The organism is Asticcacaulis sp. P2_C5, assembly GCF_056404555.1.
Window position 1 is genome coordinate 151,861 of the sequence record NZ_JBFUDU010000010.1, and the last position, 21,482, is coordinate 173,342.

Annotated in this window: 18 protein-coding genes; 5 read left to right on the plus strand and 13 right to left on the minus strand. The window is 61.2% G+C overall.

Translation table 11 applies throughout. The annotated features are described in order from the left end of the window. Positions 1 to 42: 42 nt before the first annotated feature. Both AC1DXO_RS18175 and AC1DXO_RS18180 read left to right on the plus strand, forming a co-directional pair. Positions 43 to 2,688 (plus strand): TonB-dependent receptor, encoded by a 2,646-nt coding sequence (locus AC1DXO_RS18175; RefSeq protein WP_476979593.1) that lies wholly within the window; start codon positions 43 to 45, stop codon positions 2,686 to 2,688. 283 nt (positions 2,689 to 2,971) lie between these two features. Next, positions 2,972 to 5,227 (plus strand): family 20 glycosylhydrolase, encoded by a 2,256-nt coding sequence (locus AC1DXO_RS18180; protein ID WP_476979594.1) that lies wholly within the window; start codon positions 2,972 to 2,974, stop codon positions 5,225 to 5,227. A 178-nt stretch (positions 5,228 to 5,405) separates the two neighbouring features. Here the strand turns inward: AC1DXO_RS18180 and AC1DXO_RS18185 are convergent, their stop codons facing one another. The 3 genes from AC1DXO_RS18185 to AC1DXO_RS18195 form a co-directional block, all read right to left on the minus strand. Continuing rightward, the gene (locus AC1DXO_RS18185; RefSeq protein ID WP_476979595.1) at positions 5,406 to 6,164 is read right to left on the minus strand and encodes a hypothetical protein; all 759 of its coding nucleotides are present in this window, start codon (positions 6,162 to 6,164) and stop codon (positions 5,406 to 5,408) included. 213 nt (positions 6,165 to 6,377) lie between these two features. After that, positions 6,378 to 8,084 carry a sulfotransferase family protein gene (locus AC1DXO_RS18190; RefSeq protein WP_476979596.1) on the minus strand — a complete coding sequence of 569 codons (1,707 nt, stop codon included), beginning with the start codon at positions 8,082 to 8,084 and terminating at the stop codon, positions 6,378 to 6,380. A 47-nt stretch (positions 8,085 to 8,131) separates the two neighbouring features. After that, complete coding sequence (locus AC1DXO_RS18195) at positions 8,132 to 9,298, minus strand: acyltransferase family protein (protein WP_476979597.1); 1,167 nt, start codon at positions 9,296 to 9,298, stop codon at positions 8,132 to 8,134. A gap of 157 nt (positions 9,299 to 9,455) precedes the next feature. Between AC1DXO_RS18195 and AC1DXO_RS18200 the strand changes: the two genes are divergently transcribed. After that, on the plus strand, positions 9,456 to 10,235 hold the full coding sequence (locus tag AC1DXO_RS18200) for a LytR/AlgR family response regulator transcription factor (protein WP_476979598.1): 780 nt from the start codon (positions 9,456 to 9,458) through the stop codon (positions 10,233 to 10,235). Between the two features lie 70 nt (positions 10,236 to 10,305). Here the strand turns inward: AC1DXO_RS18200 and AC1DXO_RS18205 are convergent, their stop codons facing one another. From AC1DXO_RS18205 to AC1DXO_RS18220, 4 genes are read right to left on the minus strand one after another with little or no spacing between them, the layout of a single operon-like run. Continuing rightward, positions 10,306 to 10,620 carry a type II toxin-antitoxin system RelE/ParE family toxin gene (locus tag AC1DXO_RS18205; protein WP_476979599.1) on the minus strand — a complete coding sequence of 105 codons (315 nt, stop codon included), beginning with the start codon at positions 10,618 to 10,620 and terminating at the stop codon, positions 10,306 to 10,308. Continuing rightward, positions 10,617 to 10,961 (minus strand): ribbon-helix-helix domain-containing protein, encoded by a 345-nt coding sequence (locus AC1DXO_RS18210; RefSeq protein WP_476979600.1) that lies wholly within the window; start codon positions 10,959 to 10,961, stop codon positions 10,617 to 10,619. Before AC1DXO_RS18210 ends, AC1DXO_RS18205 begins: the two co-directional genes overlap by 4 nt. Beyond that, positions 10,951 to 11,469, minus strand: a complete 519-nt coding sequence (locus AC1DXO_RS18215) for a GNAT family N-acetyltransferase (RefSeq protein ID WP_476979601.1) — start codon at positions 11,467 to 11,469, stop codon at positions 10,951 to 10,953. The genes AC1DXO_RS18210 and AC1DXO_RS18215 overlap by 11 nt, the downstream gene beginning before the upstream one ends. 13 nt (positions 11,470 to 11,482) lie before the next feature. After that, positions 11,483 to 11,980 (minus strand): DUF4262 domain-containing protein, encoded by a 498-nt coding sequence (locus tag AC1DXO_RS18220; RefSeq protein ID WP_476979602.1) that lies wholly within the window; start codon positions 11,978 to 11,980, stop codon positions 11,483 to 11,485. Between the two features lie 129 nt (positions 11,981 to 12,109). Between AC1DXO_RS18220 and AC1DXO_RS18225 the strand changes: the two genes are divergently transcribed. Next, on the plus strand, positions 12,110 to 12,661 hold the full coding sequence (locus tag AC1DXO_RS18225; RefSeq protein WP_476979603.1) for a hypothetical protein: 552 nt from the start codon (positions 12,110 to 12,112) through the stop codon (positions 12,659 to 12,661). Positions 12,662 to 12,671: 10 nt separating this feature from the next. On the opposite strand, the gene AC1DXO_RS18230 is transcribed toward AC1DXO_RS18225, so the two are convergent. From AC1DXO_RS18230 to AC1DXO_RS18255, 6 genes are all read right to left on the minus strand, one after another. Beyond that, positions 12,672 to 14,981 (minus strand): GH92 family glycosyl hydrolase, encoded by a 2,310-nt coding sequence (locus AC1DXO_RS18230; RefSeq protein ID WP_476979604.1) that lies wholly within the window; start codon positions 14,979 to 14,981, stop codon positions 12,672 to 12,674. A 59-nt stretch (positions 14,982 to 15,040) separates the two neighbouring features. After that, entirely contained in the window at positions 15,041 to 16,450 is a 1,410-nt protein-coding gene (locus tag AC1DXO_RS18235) for a glycoside hydrolase family 125 protein (RefSeq protein WP_476979605.1), read from the minus strand. Between the two features lie 233 nt (positions 16,451 to 16,683). Further along, positions 16,684 to 17,700, minus strand: a complete 1,017-nt coding sequence (locus tag AC1DXO_RS18240; RefSeq protein WP_476979606.1) for a sulfate ABC transporter substrate-binding protein — start codon at positions 17,698 to 17,700, stop codon at positions 16,684 to 16,686. 91 nt (positions 17,701 to 17,791) lie between these two features. Next, positions 17,792 to 19,177: an OprO/OprP family phosphate-selective porin gene (locus tag AC1DXO_RS18245; protein WP_476979607.1), complete on the minus strand. Its 1,386-nt coding sequence runs from the start codon at positions 19,175 to 19,177 to the stop codon at positions 17,792 to 17,794. A gap of 166 nt (positions 19,178 to 19,343) precedes the next feature. Next, positions 19,344 to 19,553, minus strand: coding sequence for a YezD family protein (locus AC1DXO_RS18250; protein WP_476979608.1), 210 nt, complete (start codon positions 19,551 to 19,553; stop codon positions 19,344 to 19,346). 41 nt (positions 19,554 to 19,594) lie between these two features. Further along, positions 19,595 to 20,032 (minus strand): RrF2 family transcriptional regulator, encoded by a 438-nt coding sequence (locus tag AC1DXO_RS18255; RefSeq protein ID WP_476979609.1) that lies wholly within the window; start codon positions 20,030 to 20,032, stop codon positions 19,595 to 19,597. 211 nt (positions 20,033 to 20,243) lie between these two features. Between AC1DXO_RS18255 and AC1DXO_RS18260 the strand changes: the two genes are divergently transcribed. Further along, a complete protein-coding gene (locus tag AC1DXO_RS18260) occupies positions 20,244 to 21,368 on the plus strand; it encodes a PA0069 family radical SAM protein (RefSeq protein WP_476979610.1) in 1,125 nt (374 codons plus the stop codon). Positions 21,369 to 21,482: the final 114 nt, after the last annotated feature.

The following is a 21,482-nucleotide window of genomic DNA, read 5'->3' on the forward strand; positions in this document are numbered from 1 at the left end:
TGCCGCAGGCGGCAAACAAATAAAATAGGGAAATACAACACTATGAAGTTCCAACGTAAGATCCTGATGACCGGCGTGGCCTCCCTGGCACTCGTCCTGTCGGCGGGTTTCGCGGCCCAGGCCTACGCTCAGGATGGCGCCGCTGCACCGGATGATTCGACCACCGTCGTCGTTACCGGTATCCGCAAGTCGCTGCAGAGCGCCCTGCGCCAGAAGCGCAAATCCGACCGCGTGTCGGAAATCATCACCGCCGAGGACATCGGCAAGTTTCCGGACAAGAACGTCGCCGACTCGTTGTCGCGCGCCACAGGCGTTAACGTCGTCACCGGTTCGGCCAATGCCGGCGGTTTCGGTGAAAACGAGCACATCTCGATCCGTGGTACTGACCCGACGCTGAACCTAACCCTGATGGACGGCCATAACATGGCAACCGGCGACTGGTTCGTCCTCGACCAGACCAGTGGCGGCCGTTCGTTCAACTATACCATGCTGCCGTCGGAAGTGGTCGGCACCATTGAAGTCATCAAGGCATCGTCGGCCGACCTGCCCGAAGGCGGCATCGGTGGCACTGTTGACGTCCACGTCCGCAAGCCGCTGGACCTGAAGTCCGGCAGCTTCTCGGCCTCGGCCCAGGGCATGTATGCTACGCTGGCCGACAAGTGGCAGCCGAATATCTCGGGCATGTATTCGTGGAAGAACGAAAACCACGATTTCGGCATCCTGCTCGGCGCCTTCTATGAAAAGCGCAGCTTCCGCCGCGACGGCCAGGAAATCCTCGGCTATTCGCCCCAGGCCAATTTTGCCGGCTCGGGCAAGACGCTCAACGTGCCGTCGCTGATCGGCGCGGCCTATTTCACCCAGGAACGCACCCGCAAGGGCGCCAACTTTGTGATGCAATGGAAGTCCGACAAGCTCGAACTGGACTTCTCGGGTCTCTACACCTACCTGCAGGCTGACAACGAAAACCATAACTTCATGCTGTGGGGTTCGCACCTGGCGTCGCGCACGCCGACCGCCTATACCACCAGCGGCGACTATGTCACCTCCGCCTCATGGACGGCTGCGGACGCAGCAGCCACCGGCGGTTCGCTGGTCCAGGACGACATCTTCCGCAAGGCCCATTCCAACTCCTACGACCTGAACCTCGACTTCTCCTACGAGATCAGCGAGAACCTGAGCATGAAGGGCCAGGTCGGCTTCACTTCGGGTGAAGGCGTCACCGACGATACCGCCGCCTGGGAAACCTACTGGGATAATGTCGGCGCGACCTTCGCCAACGACGGCAAGATCAGCACGGTCAGCTATCCCGGCCTGCCGGCCGATCCGACGGCCGCGACCTATCTGAACAACAAGTTCAGCTGGTCATGGGGTGGCACCATCTCGTCGCCCGACAAGGAAGCTTACGCCAAGATCGACTTTGCCTACGACATCAACAAGAGCTTCTTCAAGACGGTCCTGTTCGGCGCCCGCTTTACAGACCACACGCGTGACCTGAACTACCTGGCCTATGGCTGGGGTGGCAACGGCGCCAACAGCGGCACGAATAATGTCGGCCTGGGCACTGTGTTTACCGGCAGCGTGACTCCGGACGACTTCGGCGCTGATGTCGGCGCGCTTCCGCACTACTCGTTCAGTGACGCGGCTGCGGTCTACAAGTATCTCGATACGCACAATGGCGGCCGTACCTTTGCTTTCTACGCGCCGGCCAGCTTCGGCGTGAAGGAAAAGTCCTCGGCCATCTACGCCATGGCCAAGCTCGGCGGCGACAACTGGCGTGGTGACGTCGGCCTGCGTGCCGTCAAGACCCAGACCACGTCGACGCAATGGTCGCCGAACGCGCCGAACAAGACGGTGAACAACATCTTCGGTTCCTACGGCGCCATCGTCACCGACAAGGAATATACCGACTACCTGCCCAGCGCCAACCTGACCTATACGATCGCGGACAACCTGCTGCTGCGCGCCGGCGCCGCCAAGGTCATGACTCGTCCGGGTTACGCGCAACTGGCCGGTTCGTTCACCCTGGTCGACTCGAACTTCACCGGCAACGCCGGTGGTAACCCGAACCTCGATCCGTACCGCGCCTGGCAGTACAATCTGGGCGCCGAATACTACTACGGTCCGGAATCTTTGGTGTCGTTCGGCGTGTTCGACCTGGATATCTCCAACTACATCACCCAGGAGAGCTTCCAGCAGTTCTTCACCACCATCCAGACGCCGCAGGGTCACCTGTTCACCATGACCGGACCCGCCAACGGCGGCAAGGCCAAGGGCCTGGGTTACGAGTTCAGCGTCCAGCAGCCTCTGGCCTACGGCCTGGGCTTCATCTTCAACTACACCTATGTCGACACCAAGGACCGCCTCGGTCAATCGGTCGACGGCAGTTCGAAGAACACGATGAACCTGACGGGCTACTTTGAAAACGACAAGGTCAGCGCGCGACTGGCCTATAACTACCGCTCGAAGTTCAAGTCGGGCACCGACCGCGGCACCGCCATGTGGCAGGACGACTTCGGCACGCTCGACGGTTCGTTCAGCTACAACCTGTCCGAACACGTCGAACTGACGGTCGATGCGCAAAACCTGTTGCACGAAAAGCTGTACTACTTCGTCGGCAATCCGAGCATCCCGCGCGCCTATTACGATAACGGTCAGTCCTTCTATTTCGGCGCTCGCCTGAAGTACTGATTTGAGACCAGACGGGCCGAACCTTCTCTACCCGCGTTCGGTCCGTTACGTCTGTTCCGCCGTTTGTTTTCCCAGGCGGCGAGTTGGGTTGTCCTGTCTTGTGATGCGTGTGTAGGCCGCTTTTGCGGACATGGGCGGGACGTGTAAAAAACCTGACGTTTCTCAGCGCTGCCTTATCCTCCTGGCGGCGGAACAGATACCCAGAGCAAGTCCGGCGTCGCACCCGGGCTTGCTCTTCTTTTTTTAAGGTGCCTATGCTGGCGCAAAACAACGGGCGGGAAACATGACTCTGAAAAGCTTACTCCTGAGTATGATCCTGTGCCTGGGGTTTGCCCTGCCGGTCGGGGCCGCAACACCCTTGCTGACGCCGCTGCCTTCGCAGATCACCGAGGGCGAGGGCCATTTCACCCTGACCGCGCAGACCCGCATCTATATTCCGGCCGGGGATCTCGCTGCTCGCAACGCCGCCGTCTACCTGCGCGACAAGATCCGGCAGTCACGCGGCCTGACCCTGACCATCGTCAGCGGAGCGGCGCCTGAAAACACACCCGCCATCGTCTTTACCCGCATCCAGACCTTCGTGGCCGAAGACGCTGAATCCTATCACCTGACCGTTGCCGCCGAAGGTGTGACCATCGCCGCCGCCGCACCAAAGGGGCTGTTCTACGGCGCAGTCACGGCGTGGCAATTGGCCACCCAGGAAGCCGGCAAGGGCGCAACCCGCATGTCGGCGGTTGCCATCTTCGACACGCCGCGTTTCAAATGGCGCGGCCTGATGCTCGACTCAGCCCGCCATTTCCAGCCGCCGGCCGAGGTCAAGAAGCTGATCGACGCCATGGCGACGCAGAAGCTCAACATCCTGCAATGGCACCTGACCGACGACCAGGGCTGGCGGCTGGAAATCAAGGCCTATCCCAGACTGACCCAGGTCTCGGCGTGGCGGCAGGAGGCCGGCGCGGCGGGCGTCGACAAGCACGGCCGGCCTATCCGCTATGGCGGTTTCTACACCCAGGATCAGCTGCGCGACATCATTGCTTATGCGGCGGCGCGCAATATCACCATCGTGCCCGAAATCGACATACCGGGTCATGCCACGGCGATCATCAAGGCCTATCCGTCCCTGGGTACCCAAGGCGTCGCGCCACAAGAGCGCATGTCGGACTGGGGCGTCTATCCCAACCTGCTCAGCCCAGAGGATGCGACCTTTGCCTTTCTCGACACCGTCTATGACGAGGTCATGGACCTGTTCCCCAGCCCCTATATCCATGTCGGCGGCGACGAGGCGATCAAGCCGCAATGGCAAGCCTCCCCGACGGTCCAGGCAAGGATCAAGTCGCTTGGCCTGAAGGACGAACACGAGCTTCAGGCGTGGTTTATTGCTCGCGTGGGCCGGCATCTGGCCGCGCGTGGTCGCCGCCTGATCGGCTGGGATGAGATACTGGAGGGCGGCATCGCCCCCGATGCCACCGTGATGAGCTGGCGCGGCATCGACGGCGCCGTCACGGCGGCGAAACTGGGCCACGACACCATCCTGTCACCGTCGCCGCAGATGTATTTCGACCATCGCCAGAGTGTATTTTCGGATGAACCACCGGGCCGCGGTGTTCCGACAACACTGAAGACCGTCTATGACTTCAACCCGGCGCTCGACGCCATGACGCCGGCCGAACGGCAACATGTGCTGGGCTTGCAGGCGAATCTATGGACCGAACACATCCGCACCGATGTCCGCGTCGAGGCCATGGCCTTTCCGCGTCTGCTGGCCGTCGCAGAGATCGGCTGGAGCCCGGCTGCGAGCCACGACTGGGACGATTTTGTCCGCCGTCTGCCCGCTGACCTGAAACGCCTCGATACGCTGGGTATCGGCTACAATACCGTACCGTTCGAGCCGCACGCCACTCTGACGGCCAGCGGTGACGGCATTTCAGTCAGCCTGGCCAATGGCCTCGGTATTGGTGACATCCATGTCGACGGGAAGCCCTATAGCGGACCAATCACCGTGAGTCGCGACACGACCGTGACTGTGCAGACCCTGCTTGACGGCCAGCCCCTGGGTCGCGCTCGTCGCGTCCCCATCACCCGTGCGGCGCTGGAAACCCGCGACAGCTATCAACTCGATATGTGCCAGGGCAAGCTCAACCTGGCGCTTGAGGATGACGGCGGCGACCGCGGCGTCGTGCTGATGGATATCTTGAAACCGTGCTGGATATGGCGCGCCGCCGATACGTCGAAAGGACTGGCCATGTCCGCGCGCGTCGCCAACTACCCGTTCAATTTTCAGCTCGGCAATCGTCCCGATCCGATCAAGTTCGAGATACCGCAGACGCCATCCGGTGAACTGGTCGTCCATATCGACACTTGCGATGGTCCGGTGGCGGCGCGGTTGCCGCTCGATGCGGCAGCGAAATCCACAGGCGTTACGGTTTTGACAGGGCAGATTGCCGCGCAATCCGGCGCCCATGACCTGTGCTTCCTGTTCGCCCAGTCAGCCCCGCCGCCGGAATGGGCGCTGAAAGATGTGCGTCTGACGCCGCAGTAGGCCGACCGAAGGATTAGTTAACCGCAGATTTCGCAGATTAGCGCAGATTATTTGAGAGATACTTCGATCGCTCCTCAACGCGCTTCACGATTAGATTAAGGCTCTGAAAAATCTGCGTTAATCTGCGCATGGCGGTCAAACGCTATACGTTTGACTCGGCATACTGACGGTTATGCTTTTAAACGTGCGCGGCCGCCCAGGCAATGCCGGCAATAACCGCCAGGACCGCAACCCCGGCGATGATACGCCAACCCCGAGGTCTGGCCAGCGCTTCAGGTTCGATGAGCGGTTCAACGACATGTGGAGTGACACGCACCGGCTCGATGGCGGTGGGGGCCGCGGTACGAACATTTCCTGGTGTCGATGCTGCTTCCTGGATCATCCGATCGGCGAACAACGCGCCGTCGAAGTCCGAAGACACGGCGCGGGCGCCTTCGAATACGGCCTTGCTGCCGAACCAGGCGGCGCGGAAATCGGCCAGGCCCATACCGTTGCGGCTGAAATCGACCCCGTCGCGGAAATAAGCCCAGTTGGCCCGCAGATAGAGAAAACCCTCGGCGTCCGGTACTTCGACCTCAGGCTCCCAGAGCCCGTCCAGCACCACGCCGGTCAGCAGGCTTGGCTTGTCCGCCGTTCCCATGGCCAGGCGTGTGCGCAGGCTGTTGTGCAGGTCGCGCCACTCGCTGGCGGTCCATAGTACCTTGGGCGAGGGGGTGCCGTCGGCGAAATTGAAGGGACAATGATAGCGCGTCCAGCGCCGGCCCGTGCCGGGTTCCGTGATCAGTTGGCCGGCTTCGTTGCGCCAATAGTCCTGCAAAGTGCCCTGATGGCCGCTGCGCCTGGCCAGACCGTCCCACGACAGGTCGAGCTGGCGCCACGCGTTCCACCACGCCGCCTCTTGCGCTGTCCGCGCCTGCGCTGTCGTATCAACCGGCATAAGATCCCCGAAAGCCGTGCCCGTAAAAACGCTAACACAGGCGCAACGGCCTTCGCTAATGCGAAATGATGACAGGCCTATGAAGCCGAACGATCGTGCTTTTCCGGCGACGCTTTCTCCTATTTGGAGCTCAAACGCCGCGTGGCTCCTCGCATCAGCTCGGGCGGGCAGTCGCCCTTGCCAAACGATGGCTCGTTTGGAGCTGGTAACATCCTAAAGACTGTAACCAAGTCCCTCGATGACCGGCGCCATCGCTTCGCGCCATGGCCAGAAATGTTTGGCATAGGCCTTCCAGCGGCCGATCGAACGGTCGTTGAGCGGCTTCGACACCTGGGCATAGGAGGGAGTCGGTGCATGGCGCGGATTGTCATGGAAGCGCAGGCAGGCCGGATCGTAGTCCAGCCCGCACTGGCCCAGGACACGCCGGGTCTGGCCGTCCTGATCGGCAACAAAATCCTCGTATTTCAACACCATGACCGGCTGCTCCAGCACCGAGTCATAGTGGCTGTTCAGGGCATAGGTCGCCTTGATATGCGCCATGACGGTCTCGATGGCGTAGCCGCAGTTTTCGCCATGGGTCAGGTTGTGGCTGAGGACCGACATGGCGATGTCGAAAGGATGGCGGACCATGCGGATAACCGCCGCGCCCGGAAAGGCCAGTTGGATCAGCGGCAGATAGACGTCGTTGAGCGGCATCTTGTCGGTAAACAGGCGGCGATCCTGACCGCCGATGCCGTAGGTCTGTGCCCGTTCGAGATAGTAGTCGCGCAAGACGCCGGGGATATGGTGGTAGTCGGCGGCCTGGGCGAAGGCCAGCTTGTCCGGAAACGCCGTGTCGCCGGGCAGGAGATTGCGCACCAGGGCTTGCCATTCGTAAACGAAAGGCAGTTCGCCCCCGGCATCGACCTGTGGGTGGCTGGCCAGCATCTGTTCCAGCATGGTCGTGCCGGAGCGCGGAAAGCCCAGTATGAACAAGGGCTGGGGGCAATCGCGCCGCACGCGCGCCTTGGGCAGGCGCGTCATGCGATCAGCCGTAAAAAAGGCCTTCAGGGCAGTGTACTGGTCATCGACGCGTGCCGCGTCATAAACCACGCCCATATCCTGCGCCAGTTGGGCCTTGGCGGCGAGCAGGGCCGGCCAGGCTTCATCGTGGCGCTTCAGTTTGTCGAGCAGGCGGGCGCGGTCGAGTTGGGCTGGACCCGCCAGTTGGCCCTGGGCTTCGATCAGGTCGAGCGCTTCCTGGGCGTGGTCGCTGTTGCCGAGATAAAGGGCGCGCAGAAGCGTAAAATCCTCGCCCGTTGCGCGGCCGGCGGCTTCGGCGCGGTCGAGCCAGGCCAAGGCGCCTGGCATATCGCGTCTGGCCTCGAAGACGCGCGAAATATGCCCCATCACCATGGCGGCATCGGGCGTCATACGATGGACTTCAAGCAGTGCCGCCAGGGCCTCGTCGAGCTTGCCCTGATTGTACAGGGTCAGACCGAGATTGAGCAGGGTCTGGGGATGCGGTCCGGCCAGGGCGAGGGCGCGGCGATTATGATATTCGGCGGCCGGCAGGTCGTCCTTTTCTGCCAGGATGACGCCGAGTTGCAGATGCGCCTGGGCGTCGTCGGGCAGGGCAACCAGGGCTTCGCGCGCAGCCATTTCGGCAGCGGCGCGCTGACCCGCCTGGCGCAACAGCACAGTCAGGTCGTTGAGCGCCCAATGGCATTCGGGATCGGCCGCTATGGCGGCCCTGACGGCGGTCTCGGCGCCCTGTAGATCGCCGCGGGACTGCAGGATCAGCGCCTTCAGCTCCAGGGCCTGGGTGTCGCCGGCCATGTCATTGAGGCGCATTTCAACCAGGCTCATGGCACCCGGCAGATCACCGGCCTTGAAGGCCTGACGGCCATTGACGACCAGCGGATGGGGCGATTGGGCCACGGTATTGTCCTCATCTAGCGTGGCCCCGACTTCTAAGGTGTTTGTTGTTATGCTTCAAGCGGTAAGGGCGTTGGCTTTGTACGGAACGGCAGGCCGAGGAAGGGTCTCAGAATGGCGACGCGTCTGACAATCAGGTAGGTCAGGCCGCACCCGGCAACGGTGATCGCAACCAATGTGGCAGCTTCGATCGCCACAGGCCAGTGGAGGCGATTGAGATACCAGGCGACGACGACGATGATCGTCTGGTGGACGATGTAGAAGGGGAAGATCGCTTCGGTCAGGGTGCGGCGCACGGGACCGTCGGCGCCAGCCAGGTGTTGGCGGGCAAAACCCAGCAGGGCCAGCATCAGGAAAACGGCCTGGGCGGCCTCGATGCCGTTGCCGATCATTTCGGCCAGGTCGTCGGAGATGTGGCCGCCGGTCCAGTTGACGCGCAGATATTCGAGCGCTGCATAGGCGGTGACACCTGTGATCAGGCTGACAAAGCGCAGCTTGCGGGCGATGTCGAAAAAGCGGTCGAAACGGGCGATCAGAATGCCCATGATGAAGAATCCAGCCGAGTCGTAATGGACGTACCAGTCGCCGACAAAAGCGTGGGTTTCGGGGAAGCGCGGGTCGAGGACATAGTCGCCAAACCAGTAGAAGACGAGCGGGATGGCGACATAGACCCAGGCCGGCAGGTTTTTCGCCCATGCGACAGGAATACGCTTCAGCAGAGGCCACAGGGCCGCGAAGATCAGGCTGTAGGCGAGGAGATAGACGACGTACCACAGGTGATTCCATGTCGGCACAGCCAGGCAGCCGTCAGGCGTGCACCAGCCTTTATAGTGGGTCAGATACTTGACGTAAAAGTCGAGATAGCTGCCGTCATAGCCTAATTCCTCGCGGATCTGGAAGAAGCTCTGCGGGGCGACGATGACCGCCATGCCGAATAGAAGTGGCCAGAACAGGCGGTTGAAACGCGAACCGGCCAGACGCAGAGCGCCGAGTTTGTCTGCCATGAAGCGCGTGGCAACACCGGAGATCAGGAACAGCAGGTCCAGCCGCCACGGATTGACCAGGCGCATCAGGGGTTCGATGGTATGGCCGGCGTGGTCGCTTTTGACGTGCCAGCCCCAAGTCACGTAGAACATGCCGATATGGTAAAAAATTAACAATGCGAAGGCTATGATCCGCAGCCAGTCGAGATCGTAACGCCGTGTGGTCGAGTTCATCAGGGTCTCCGTTTATCTGTGGCCTTTGGAGTGACACGGGGCTAGATTTGGGCCAAGCGCGCTGCCACGGGCGGCGGTGGTCTTGGGACGAACGGGGATGAACGGCAGATCATCAGGGACGAGCGGCAGGCTTTCCGGGACAAGCGGGATTATCCCGATGCGCCTGTGGCTGTTCAGCGTCGCCATTGTTGCGGCCGTCAATATCGTCAATATTTCGTCGTCGCTGATCGAGCATCCGCCGGGCCACCGCAACTTCGACGCCTGGGAACCCTTCTGCTGGGAGGTCAGCAGCCTTGTCGGATTTGCCGTGCTGCTGCCCGGTGTGTACTGGATTTACCGGCGCTTCCACTGGAGCCGGTTGCCCCTGCCGCAGTTCCTGGCGGGGCAGGTCCTTGCCTGGCTGTTCTACACCCTGGGTCACGACGCGATCATGGTAGGGCTCAGGCACGCCACCTACGCCGTGATGGGCGGCCGCTATGCCTTTTCACACGACAACCTGTTGCTGCAACTGATCTACGAAGGGCGCAAAGACGTCCTCACCGTCGCCCTGATCAGCGCTATCGCGTGGGTCGATGAACGGCTGCGCCAGCCGGTCGCAATGGAAGCACCTCCGGCGCGCCTGGAGGTGAAAACCGATGGTCGGACGCTTTTCCTGACACCGGCCGAGGTGCTGTATGCCGAGGCGGCCGGCAACTATGTCGAGCTGCATCTTGTGGCGCCGGCCAAGCCCCTGTTGTTGCGGGGCACATTGGCTGAGTATGAGAAGCGTCTGGTGATCTACGGTTTTGTGCGCATTCACCGCTCACGGCTGCTTAATCCGGTCCATATGCGTAGTTTCACGGCGACGCCGTCCGGAGACCTGCGGATTACACTTGAGGACGGTCAGGAGCTTGCCGGAAGCCGACGGTATCGGGCAGGGCTGGAAGGCCTGGCCTGACCTGATGCTAGGATGACTTTGTCCGAGGCATCAGAAGTGTCGCAAAGCATTATGTCGAAACCGTCCCGCGTCAGGCCTTGGGCGGGTTTTCCTCGAACACCGTTTCCAGGTCGCGTGCGGAGTGAAAGATGCGGGCCACGCCGAGAGGTTTAAAAATCGGATCATAAACGATCAGATAGGAGAATACCGGCCAGAATTTTACAGGGACCGGCGTAAGGTCCGAGCGACTATGTCCAGCGCCCGGGTTGGACGCCAGAAAGCGGATAGCATCGATAATTTCGTTACGGATATACCGAGCCAAGCGCGTGCCGCCGGCTTCAACCATATAGGTCTGTATGTCTCTGAGATCTTGCTGGGCTTCCAGCGACAGGCGGAAGCGGCTCACTTGACTTGGCGGTCGATTTCATCAAGCTCGGACTCGAGAGTCGCAAAAAACGCCTCTCCGTCACAATGCCGGCCTTCTTGCAAAGACTGGTACCCGGCCTCGATCTTTTGCGCCAGAGCGTCCTTGTGAATGGCGAGCAATTGGTCGCGTTCCTCCATGAGGCGGAGCGCGGTACTTACGACATCGGTCGCGCTGCTGTAACGGCCGCTGTTGAGCAGCACCTGCACAAACTCTTCCGAGTGACCGCGAATTTCAAAATTAATCGTCATACGCACCTCATGGACCGCCTCATCATATCCGCCGAGCGTGGTCAGTTCAACAACATCCTGATTAGGTGCCATCGAGCGGCTTTTCCATAAACACCAGATAGGGCAGAAGTTTTTCCGGATAGACGCTGTACGGCGCGATGCGGTAAAAGCCCAGGCTTTCATACATGGCGATGGCTTCCTTCATCAGGGTACCGGTATCGAGCTGCATCAGGCTGTAGCCATCCGCCCGTGCTGCATCGAACAGTGCATTGGCCAATTGACGTCCGATGCCCTGGCCGGAGAAGGCGGGCGATACATATAGCCGCTTCATTTCGCAGACCGTGTCGGAGGTCCTGCGATAGGCCCCGACACCGGCGACGTCATTTCCGCTGAAAGCCAGCATGGCCTTGCCACCGGGCGGTCCGTATTTCCGCGACAGGTCCATCAACTCGTCGTCCAGCGACTGATAGCCGAAGACTTCACTCACGAACCAGGTGTCGTGGGCATAACGCTCGCGGCACCAGCCGACATAGTCGCGGCACAGGGCAGCAAAGGCGTCATAGTCGGCGGGTGATGACGCGGCGCGGAGGGTGATGGCCATGAGATTTTTGAGGTCAGACGATGCCCGGACCGGGGCCGGACGTCAGATTGGGCTGGGCGTCGGCCATGGTTTGGTCAAAACCCTTCTGCCAGGCGAAAAATCCGTTGGCATCGGGCCAGACCAATTGCAGGCACTTGAAATCGTCACCGCCGTAGAACCAGAGATTGCGATCGAGGAGGACAGGATATTCCGCCTTGTCGACCGGCAGGAGATACCCGTTCATATTGTTGCCGAACACTGGCACGGGTTCATTGACCGGAGGGCGATTGCCGGCCTTGATCATGTTCCAGATATCCCAGAAGGCGTTCTGGGCGACCTTTTCCGGCAGGGAAAAAACGACCATTTCCGGAAACCCAAGATTAAGCCAAAAGCCAGTCGTATAGGCAAAGGCGGGATAGCCATCAGCGGCCGGGAAGCTGGTGAAGTTCCAGCCCCAGGTCCGGATGATTTCGACCAACTCCTGCTGGTCGGCGTCAAGGTCGGAGGGGGTAAGATCGAGAGCTGTTTGCATAGGATACTTTCGAACGCGGCCGGGCGTTTGTCAATTGTATGCGGCCGCCGCGGCGGGACCGTTTTTGCATTGGGCGCCGTTTTGCGATAGGGTTAAGACAGGGAACGAAACGGGCAAAAGGGGCAGGGCATGGTTAGCCACAAATCTATCTTCTCGCTGATGGGCCGCAACATGCAGGCCTATACCATCAGCTGGGTTACCACCTTCTTTTCATCGATCGTCAATGTGCTGTGGTCGACCCAGGTGTTTCACTACGATTTCGTGTCGGGGATCGATGGCGCCCTGGCCAGCCAGATCGGCGTGGTGCTGGTGAATGAGTTGTTCCTGCTTTATTCGGTATGGATCAGCCGCAAATATCTGTTCGGCATCGGGGCCATCGTCAATGTCACCTGGATAGTGTTGATGGCGGCGTTTATCTGCTTCCTGATCTTCGCGCCGATGACAGCGTTCAAGACCTATGCCCAGCTTGTCGGGGTCGAGATCAGTGGCCATTCGCCGCTATATGACGAGATCAATGCCTGGTCCGGACAGCTGATGGCCTATGTCGCTTCAGCGATCCAGTTCGATATGGCCGGCTTCCACACCCGTTACGACGCCATGTTCGGCCAGGTGTCGGGCTGGATCAGCGGTCTGGTGGCGCTGGTCTTCGTGGTTACCTTTTTCCATCGCAAGAAGGCGTAAACCCCTTCCGTTACGCCATCTCGAACGACGGCGGACGGTGGACCGGATCGCGGCCGAACTGCGGATTGGGCTGGTCGCCCATGACGAAGCGTAGTTCGCCGCCTTGAAGGATGTCGGCGTGTGAAATCCATGAGAACGGGTAGGGCGCGCCGTCGCGTGTCACGCTCTGGATATAGGGGCGGTCGTCGCCGGCATTGTCGGCGACGATACGCAGGGTCTTGTCACCGCCGACCTTTATCTCGGCGGCCGGGAAAAGCGGCGAACCGAAGACATAGATGCCGCTGACCGGATCGACCGGATAGAAGCCTAGCGCGCTGAAAATATACCAGGCGCTCATCTGGCCGCAGTCCTCATTACCCGACATGCCGTCGGGCGCAGCACGATACTGTTCCAGCAAGATCGAGCGCACGCGCGCCTGGGTCTTCCACGGCACGCCGGCATAGGCATAGAGATAGGCGATATGGTGGCTGGGCTCGTTGCCGTGGACATACTGGCCGATCATGCCTTCCATGTCGGGCGGGGCGTCGTCCGGCAGGTCGCTCGGCGCAGTGAACAGGGCGTCGAGGCGCGCTTCGAAGGCCGCGTCGCCGCCGAACTGGGCAATGCCGCCATACAGGTCGTGTTGGTTGCCGAACGTCGCCTGCCAGGCATTGCTTTCGGTAAAGTCCCACCAATATTTCGAATTGTGCCCCATGGCGCGCGGATCGAACGGTGTCGCCCAACGGCCGTCGCTCCATCGCGGGCGCATGAAGCCGGTCTTTACGTCGAAGACATTGCGGTAATTACCGGAGCGGCGCAGCAACGCCTGGGCGTCGTCGCGAGCGCCAGCGGCCCTGGCAATGTGTGCCATCGCCCAGTCGTCGTAGCTGTATTCGATCGTCTTGCTGACCGACTGGTTCTGCTTGTCGGCCGGCATGTAGCCGAGCGTGCGGTACAGGATCAGCTCGTCCGAGTTGCGATCAAAGGCGAGCTCGCGGTAGATGGCCCAGGCGCGGCCGGCGTCGATGCCGGGAAGGCCTTTGGCCAGGGCTTCGGCGATGACGACGGCGGAATGCCAGCCGATCATGCAGTAGGTTTCCACGCCTTGCAGCGGCCAGATGGCAGGCCCCTGGGGACTCTGCCAGGCGATCTCGATCAGATTACGCGCAAGGGTGGCGGCGCGATCGGGCGCGATCAGGGTCATCAGGGGATGCCAGGCACGGTAGGTGTCCCACAGGCTGTAGGTGCTGTAGTTTTCCTGGCCGGGGGTCAGCGTATGGACGGCGCCGTCCATGCCGCGATAGCGTCCGTCGCGGTCGCTGAACAGGGTTGGCGCCATATGGGCGTGGTACAGGGCGGTGTGGAAGATGCGGCGGTGGGCATCGTTGTCGGTTTCGATGCGAATGGGCGCCAGGACCTGGGCCCAGGCATCGCGGGCGCGTGCTCGTGTTCCTTCGAAATCGAACAGGGTGGGATCGAGGCCCGTATCGCCGTCGAGATTGGTCAGGGCGCCGACGCTGTCGACGGCCGACAATCCGACCTTGAGCAGCAGGGGTTCGGTCAATACGCCAAAGTCGAGCACGGCCTTCAGGTGGCGACCGGTCAGCGCGGCGAGGCGGTCGACCGGCCGGTCGTTGTCGTAATACTGGATGGAGGTGAAGGGCTGCGACAGGCGCATGATAAAATGCATGTGACGGCCGTTCGCCCACTGCTGGACGGTGCGAGCGCCTGTGACTGTCAAGCTATTACTATCCTGCAGCCAGGCCGAGGCGATATGGGTCGGCGTGGTCGCACTGTTGCGGAAACCGTGGCTCCAGTCGAGCAACAGACGCGCCGGCTGTCCTGCCGGGAAGGTGTAGCGGTGCAGGCCGGCGCGCGCGCTGGCCGTCAGTTCGGCGCGGATGCCGCTGTCCGGCATGGTCAGACTGTAATAGCCCGGCATGGCGGTTTCGTGGTCGTGGCTCAGTCGTGTGCGGTAGCTGCCTGCGGGATTGGCCAGGGTGCCGGGCGCCAGTTTTGTCTCGCCGACGAAGGGGACGACCAGCAGGTCGAGCATATCGCTGGCGCCGGTACCCGACAGATGGGTATGCGAAAAGCCGAGCAGGGTGGCATCGTCGTAATAGTAGCCCGAGCAGGCGTCCCAGCGCGCATTGTCGGTATCGGGCGAAAGCTGGATCATGCCGAAGGGGACGCTGGCGCCGGGATAGACGTGGCCGTGGCCGCCCGTGCCGATCATCGGGTCGACAAAAATCGTCGGGTCGGCCTGGCCCAGGGTATCGGCCCACGCCGTAGAGGCGGAAAACGGCAGGGCGGTCGCGACGCCGGCGGCAGCGGCGGACATCAACAATCGGCGACGCGATAATACTCGGTTCGACAACACTCAGGGGCCCCCAAAGGCAGTTACAGTACCAGTTCCGGTTTCCGTTTGACGATATCAAGCACGGTCTCGCCAAACAAGGTGTTGGCCCAAGCAAACCACGAGCGTGTGAATTTTGCCGGATCGTCCTTGTGAAAGGCTTCGTGCATGAAGCCGGTGCCGGCATGGCTAAGCTTCAGCATGTCGAGCGCCTTGCGGATCTCGGCGGGATCGGAGGTGGTCAGGGCGCGCATCATCAACGACATGGGCCAGACCATGTCGCGACCGATATGCGGCCCGCCTATGCCTTCGGCGGCCTGACCCTTGAAGAAATAGGGATTGGCCAGGCTCCACACGGCCTTGCGCGTGCGCTGATACGTCGGATCGGTGACCGGCATGGCGCCGAGATAGGGCAGGCTGAGCAGGCCGGGCGTGTTGGCGTCGTCCATGAACAGGGCGTTGCCGTAGCCGTCGACCTCATAGGCCCAGACGATATCTCCGGTGGGAAGGCGTGTCTTGCCCCAGATGTCGAGGGCGCTGGCGACTTCGTTGGCCAAGCCGGTGCAGTCGATGGCGAAACCGGCGCCCATGTCTAGCGCGTCGGACAACTCGGCCATGCGCCGCAGGGTGACGACGGCGAAATGGTTGGACGGGATGAGGAAGGGATAGATGCAGCTGTCATCCGATGGGCGGAAGCCGGAGTGGATCAACCCGATCTTTTTTGTCGGTGCGCCGTAGCCGTTGAGCGGCAGGGTGTCGACGGGATTCTCGGCCTTGCGCTGGAAATGGTAGGGCCCGTCGCTGGACTTGCGCTGCTGGTCGCGGAAGGTCTGCAGGATCAGGCGCAGGGCCTGTTGGAAGTCGCCGTCAAAGGGCGTGGTGTCGCCGGTCGCCTGCCAATAGCCGTGGGCTAGGCGGACGGGATAGCACAGGCTGTCGATCTCCCATTTGCGTTCGGCGACGCCAGGCTTCATGTCGGTCTTGTCGTCCAGTGACCAGACGAGGTTGGTCGGCTGGGCTGGGTCGCGCATAAAGGCGTTGGCATAGGGATCGAGGCGGATACAGTCGGCCTGGCGGCGTATCAGGCCATGGAACAGCGTACGCAGGGCCGGATCGTCCTTGGCCAGGGGCAGATAAGGCCAGACCTGGGCCGAGGAATCGCGCAACCACATGGCATCGATATCGCCGGTGATGACGAAGGTGTCGGGGCGGCCGTCGATGACGGATGTGGTGACGGTGGTGTCAAGCGTATTGGGAAAGCAGTTCTCGAACAGCTGAGCGAGTTCGCGGTCGCGCAGGCGGCTCTTGATGTCAGCGATCAGGGTTTCGACGGCGGGGCTGGTGAACTTGCGCTCAGCCGGGGCGGGGCGTGCGGCGGGGACGGCGGCGTTGACGCGGGTTGGGCCGGCGACGGCCGCGGCGGCAAGGCCGATCAGAATGCTGCGCCGGTCCATGATGTGCTCCCTGTTTGTGGCAGGTCAGCACTATGTGGGGACAGTTGCAACAAAAAATCGGCAGGTTCCGGGGTGAGGGGAGCCTGCCGCAGGATGGTTTTGGTATGGCTACTGGTAGGCCGATTCGCCTCATAAGGGAAGTCGGCCTTATTACGTCAGAAAGGCAGGCGCCCGGGTGGACGCCTGCCCTGAAAAATGTATCGGGTGCAGGGGCTGAGCCCCGGCGACTTTACTTACTTTTTGGTGATCTGATCGAACACGCCGCCATAATCGAATTGCTCCTTCTGGACCTTCTTCCAGCCACCGAAGTCGGCGATGGTGACCAGCGGGATCTTCTGGAAGCGGCCGGCATATTTGGCGGCGATGGCTGGATTGGACGGGCGATAGTAGTTCTGAGCGATGATATCCTGGCCTTCGTCGCTGTAGAGATACTTCAGATATTCGCGCGCCAGTTCCAGATTGCCGTTCTTCTGGGCGACCTTGTCGACCACGGCGACCGGCGGTTCGGCCAGGATGGAGATCGACGGCGTCACGATTTCGAACTTGCCCTGGCCCAGCTTGTTGACGGCCAGATAGGCTTCGTTTTCCCAGGCGATCAGCACATCGCCGACGCCGCGTTCGACGAAGGTGACGGTCGAACCGCGGGCGCCCGTGTCGAGCACCGGCACACGGCCGAACAGGTTCTTCAGGAATTCCTTGGCCTTGTCGTCGGTACCCCAGCGCTTCTTGGCGTAGGCATAGGCGGCCAGGTAGTTCCAGCGCGCGCCGCCCGAGGTCTTCGGATTGGGTGTAATGACCGAGACGTCGAGGCGGATCAGATCGTCCCAATCCTTGATCTTCTTCGGGTTGCCCTTCTTGACCAGGAAGACGATGGTCGAGGTATAGGGCGACGAGTTGTTGGGCAGGCGGCTCTGCCAGTTGGCCGGCAGCAGGCCGGTCTTTGCGGCAATCGAGTCGATATCGGCGGCCAGGGCCAGGGTGACGACGTCGGCATTGATGCCGTCGATCACCGAGCGCGCCTGGGCGCCGGAACCGCCATGGCTCTGACGGACGGTCAGATCGGTGCCTGTCTTGCCTTTCCAGTATTTGGCGAAGGCGGCATTGTACTGCTCATACAGTTCGCGGGTCGGGTCATAGGAGACGTTGAGCAGGCTGGCGGCCTTGGCCTGCACGGCGCCGGCGGTCAGGAGGCCGGTGCCGGCGAGGGCGCCGCCGATCAAGCTGGTGCCGAGGAAGTTTCTGCGGTTCATAGGTCTTATCCTTGAGTAGGGAGGGACGCGCGGCACGCAAACACGTGGCTATACTGCGTCCATTTGTGCAAAAAATCTATCGTGAGTGCGATCAGTAGCGGAACTGGAGGCGACCCGAGGCGAAGTCTTCGTCGGCCCGATCGCCGGTGACAGCGCCGCCCTTGAACTCGGTATGATCGAAGTCGGCCAGCAGCTTGAGATTTTCACTGAGGTACCAGGCGACGCCCAGGCCGGTCGAGGTCGCCTTGGTGGCGGACGCCGTAGCCGAGGCATAGGTGGTGAAGGCCGCATCATCGACATCGGTGTAGCCGTAGCGCGCCGTCAGTTCCCAGGCACCCCAACCGCCGCCGCCGGGTGAGAAGTCGTGGCTTGGCTTGACACCGCCCTTGTAGCCCAGGCTTTCGCCGGTGATGACCCACGAGGCCGACAGGTCAAGCGCGGTGTTTTCCAGCTGGGCCGACGTACCGCCGACCTTGGTCACGTCCTGTTTTTCGGAGATGTAGTCGGCGAGCAGGCCGAAATTGTTGAAGTAGAAGCTGGCCTGCGGGTTGGAGCGCGTGAGCTTGCCCGAGGAATAGACATTGGCAGCGTATTTGAAGAAGGTCTGCTGACCCGGTGTGCGATAGCTCGGCAGTTGGGTATTGGTGGCGTTGCCGACATGCTCGCCGTCGGTGCCGGCCCAGCCAATGCCGAGGCCTTGCAGGAAGACGAAATCGGTATTGGCGAAGGGCTGGGCGAAGACGCGCCAGGCGATGTCCTTCTTGTTGTCGAGGTCGTTGTTCAGATTGACGTTGTCGCTGGCGCCGTTGAACAGGCCGACCTGATATTCAAGCGTATTGGACAGGGCGGTGCCGAACAGCTGGAAGCCGACGTCACGGTTGGGAACCAGGTTGGTTGAATGGCCGCGTTCGGTCCAGATGACATCCGGGTCCGACTGCAGGCGCTCCAGGCCGATCGGCGATTTGAACTTGCCGGCGCGGACATTGAACAGGTCGCTGAACTTGTATTCGATGTAACCGTCAACGATGGACGAGGCGGCTGAGGACGAGCCGCCAAACTCGGGAACGATGCGGAACGAAGCATTGCCGGCGCGGCCGCTGAAGGTCAGGCGGATCAGGCGATCCTGGGTTTCGTCGACCAGGGTACCGGCGTCATTGCCGAAGCTGTGGACGTCGACATTGATCTGGGCGTTGAGGCCCAGTTCGTACTTCTGGTCGGGCGAGACGTATTTCAGGCCCTTCTTGTCGACGGTGACGGTCGGCGTCTTGGCGGCGGTAGCCGTCGTGACTTCCTGATCGACGTCGCGCTGACGCTTCAGCAGATCGACCTCGGCCTGCAGGGCGTCGATCTTTTCATCGGTGGTGAAGGGCGTGCCGTCGTCATGGACGAAGGCGCTTTGAGCCTGGGCGGCAAAGGGCGCGGCAGCCAGGGCCGCAGCCAGCGCGATGGCGCTGGCGGAGAGGTGAATGAGTCGCATGGAAGATGTCCTGTTGATGTGCAGATCACTTCCGGTGCGTCCGGTCAGTGTATTGTTTTTGTTGATTTAAGATTGTTTGGTTTGAGACGAAATCTTAGGAAATGCTTTCGCCCGTTCTTTAGCTTCTCGCTCAAGAAATGCTTTCGCCCGTTCTTGAGCTTTTCGCTCAAGAAATGCTTTCGCTAAGCGGCTTGCCCTTGACGTCGAAGCGCGTTTTTTCGCTGCGTTCGATCTGGACGACGCGAGAATCGTGAACCACGATCTCCAGGGCGCCGAAGCGGATATTGCGCAGGGTGTTCAGGATATGGCGCTCGGTCTCGCTGAGCCCCTGCTCAGTGAGATTGGAACGTACGGAAAGGTCTGACGGTACACTCATGTGATCCTCGTCTGATGAGTTAGGGTGGTGGAAAAATCGGGTTAAGCGGTACGGACTTCGAGCAGTTCGGGTGCCGAGATCAGGTCTTGCAAACATCGGCCGTCCAGTACGGCCGACATGGCGTCACGGACATCGCGCATCAGGCGACGCAGGTGACAGGCAGCTTCATCGCGGCAGTCGTCGCACTTCTGATAGGCGGTCAGGGAGGCGCAGCGAATGGGCGCCAGCGGACCGTCGATGATGCGGATGATGTCGCCCAGAAAGATCTCGCTGGCCGGCTTGGCCAGGACGTAGCCGCCGAAAATGCCTCGCTTGGAATCGACGAAGCCATTCTGGCGCAGTTCCTGGAGTATATTGTCGAGGAACTTCTGCGGTATATTCTCAGCCTCGGCGATCTGCTTGCTGGGCAGGGTCGGAGACTCGCTTTGTGCCATATGAATAAGCGCCTTCAACGCGTATTTGGCTTTCATGGATAGCATGTGTTGCCTCTCCGACGCCCGTTTTCAATCTACACCAGATTGATATTGTTTAATCCAAAGTGCGTCAATGGTATTTAATCTAAACTGATTGTGTAGAAATTTCGTTGATTTTGTGGCGGAGCGCGCAGAATTCCGGAAGACCATATCACCAACGCAGCGTATAGGCCCAGTTTGTTCTTGATTTGTTCCGGTTGAGGGTTAAGGTGACGCTATGCCGCCACCCACCCTGCGCACGACACCGATTAGCGATGACGCTGCCTTGCCGAACCGCGCGCGCAAGGGGCGGGGCTCAGTGTCCAACCGGACGAGCGGGCGCTTTGATGCGCCGGATCGCTATGAGATCGACGATGGCTGGACGCAGCAGGAACGGCACCAGTTCGAGCGCCGCGAGACGGTCCTGGGCGTCGATACGGCGCGGACCATCATTACGCGCAATACGTCACCCGATGTCGGCTTCGATCGCTCGATCAATCCCTACAAGGGTTGCGAACACGGCTGCATCTATTGCTTTGCCCGGCCCAGCCATGCCTATCTCGACCTGTCGCCGGGGCTGGATTTCGAGACGCGCATCTTCCGCAAACCCAATGCCGCCGAGCTGTTACGTGCTGAGCTGTCTGACCGGCGTTACAAGCCAGGCCCAACCGTTCTGGGGATCAATACCGACGCCTACCAGCCGACCGAGAAGCAGGAGCGCATCACGCGTGGCCTGCTGGAGGTACTGTATGAATTCCGTCATCCGGTCCACCTGATCACCAAATCGGCCCTGATCCAGCGCGATCTCGACCTGTTGGCGCCCATGGCAGCGGAGAGGCTGGTCAGCGCGACCCTGTCGGTGACGACGCTGGATCGTCACGTCGCCAGGGTCATGGAACCGCGTGCGGCGACACCGTCGCGGCGGATCGATACGATCGCTGCCCTGCATCAGGCTGGTATTCCCGTCAGCGTTCTGGCGGCGCCGATGATCCCCGGCCTGACCGATCACGAATTGGAGGCGATCTTAGCGGCGGCGCGCGACGCCGGCGCCGATCGCGCCGGCTATACTCTGGTGCGGCTGCCTTACGAGATAAAGACCCTGTTCGAGGAGTGGCTGCAGGCCAATTTTCCCGATCGGGCCAACAAGGTACTGAACCACATACGCGAGTCGCGCGGCGGCAAGCTGAACGACGCCCGCTTCGGATCCCGCATGGTCGGTGAGGGCATCTATGCCGACATGTTGAAACGACGGTTCGAGGTCGCGACACGGAAACTGGGCTTCAACCAGTATGGCCGCGAAGCCCGCCGCAATCTTGACTACAGCCGGTTTCGCGGCGGGGATCCGCAGTTATCGCTGCTGTGACCGTGGTGCTCATGGCTTTACTGCCCACAGAGCTGTGATTTCAAAAATCCCGGTCCGGGTGTAAGGTGTGATTTGCCGCACCGGCCACGGGGCCGGTAATTCTATAGCGGCAGG

What these genes read in the sequence shown, in the direction of transcription:
- AC1DXO_RS18260 (WP_476979610.1), top strand. Translation starts at nt 20,244, where the DNA reads ATGCCGCCACCCACCCTGCGCACGACACCGATTAGCGATGACGCTGCC.
- AC1DXO_RS18245 (WP_476979607.1), bottom strand. Translation starts at nt 19,177, where the DNA reads ATGCGACTCATTCACCTCTCCGCCAGCGCCATCGCGCTGGCTGCGGCC.
- AC1DXO_RS18180 (WP_476979594.1), top strand. Translation starts at nt 2,972, where the DNA reads ATGACTCTGAAAAGCTTACTCCTGAGTATGATCCTGTGCCTGGGGTTT.
- AC1DXO_RS18240 (WP_476979606.1), bottom strand. Translation starts at nt 17,700, where the DNA reads ATGAACCGCAGAAACTTCCTCGGCACCAGCTTGATCGGCGGCGCCCTC.
- AC1DXO_RS18250 (WP_476979608.1), bottom strand. Translation starts at nt 19,553, where the DNA reads ATGAGTGTACCGTCAGACCTTTCCGTACGTTCCAATCTCACTGAGCAG.
- AC1DXO_RS18200 (WP_476979598.1), top strand. Translation starts at nt 9,456, where the DNA reads ATGCGCCTGTGGCTGTTCAGCGTCGCCATTGTTGCGGCCGTCAATATC.
- AC1DXO_RS18225 (WP_476979603.1), top strand. Translation starts at nt 12,110, where the DNA reads ATGGTTAGCCACAAATCTATCTTCTCGCTGATGGGCCGCAACATGCAG.
- AC1DXO_RS18185 (WP_476979595.1), bottom strand. Translation starts at nt 6,164, where the DNA reads ATGCCGGTTGATACGACAGCGCAGGCGCGGACAGCGCAAGAGGCGGCG.
- AC1DXO_RS18255 (WP_476979609.1), bottom strand. Translation starts at nt 20,032, where the DNA reads ATGCTATCCATGAAAGCCAAATACGCGTTGAAGGCGCTTATTCATATG.
- AC1DXO_RS18215 (WP_476979601.1), bottom strand. Translation starts at nt 11,469, where the DNA reads ATGGCCATCACCCTCCGCGCCGCGTCATCACCCGCCGACTATGACGCC.
- AC1DXO_RS18195 (WP_476979597.1), bottom strand. Translation starts at nt 9,298, where the DNA reads ATGAACTCGACCACACGGCGTTACGATCTCGACTGGCTGCGGATCATA.
- AC1DXO_RS18230 (WP_476979604.1), bottom strand. Translation starts at nt 14,981, where the DNA reads ATGTCCGCCGCTGCCGCCGGCGTCGCGACCGCCCTGCCGTTTTCCGCC.
- AC1DXO_RS18235 (WP_476979605.1), bottom strand. Translation starts at nt 16,450, where the DNA reads ATGGACCGGCGCAGCATTCTGATCGGCCTTGCCGCCGCGGCCGTCGCC.
- AC1DXO_RS18210 (WP_476979600.1), bottom strand. Translation starts at nt 10,961, where the DNA reads ATGGCACCTAATCAGGATGTTGTTGAACTGACCACGCTCGGCGGATAT.
- AC1DXO_RS18175 (WP_476979593.1), top strand. Translation starts at nt 43, where the DNA reads ATGAAGTTCCAACGTAAGATCCTGATGACCGGCGTGGCCTCCCTGGCA.
- AC1DXO_RS18220 (WP_476979602.1), bottom strand. Translation starts at nt 11,980, where the DNA reads ATGCAAACAGCTCTCGATCTTACCCCCTCCGACCTTGACGCCGACCAG.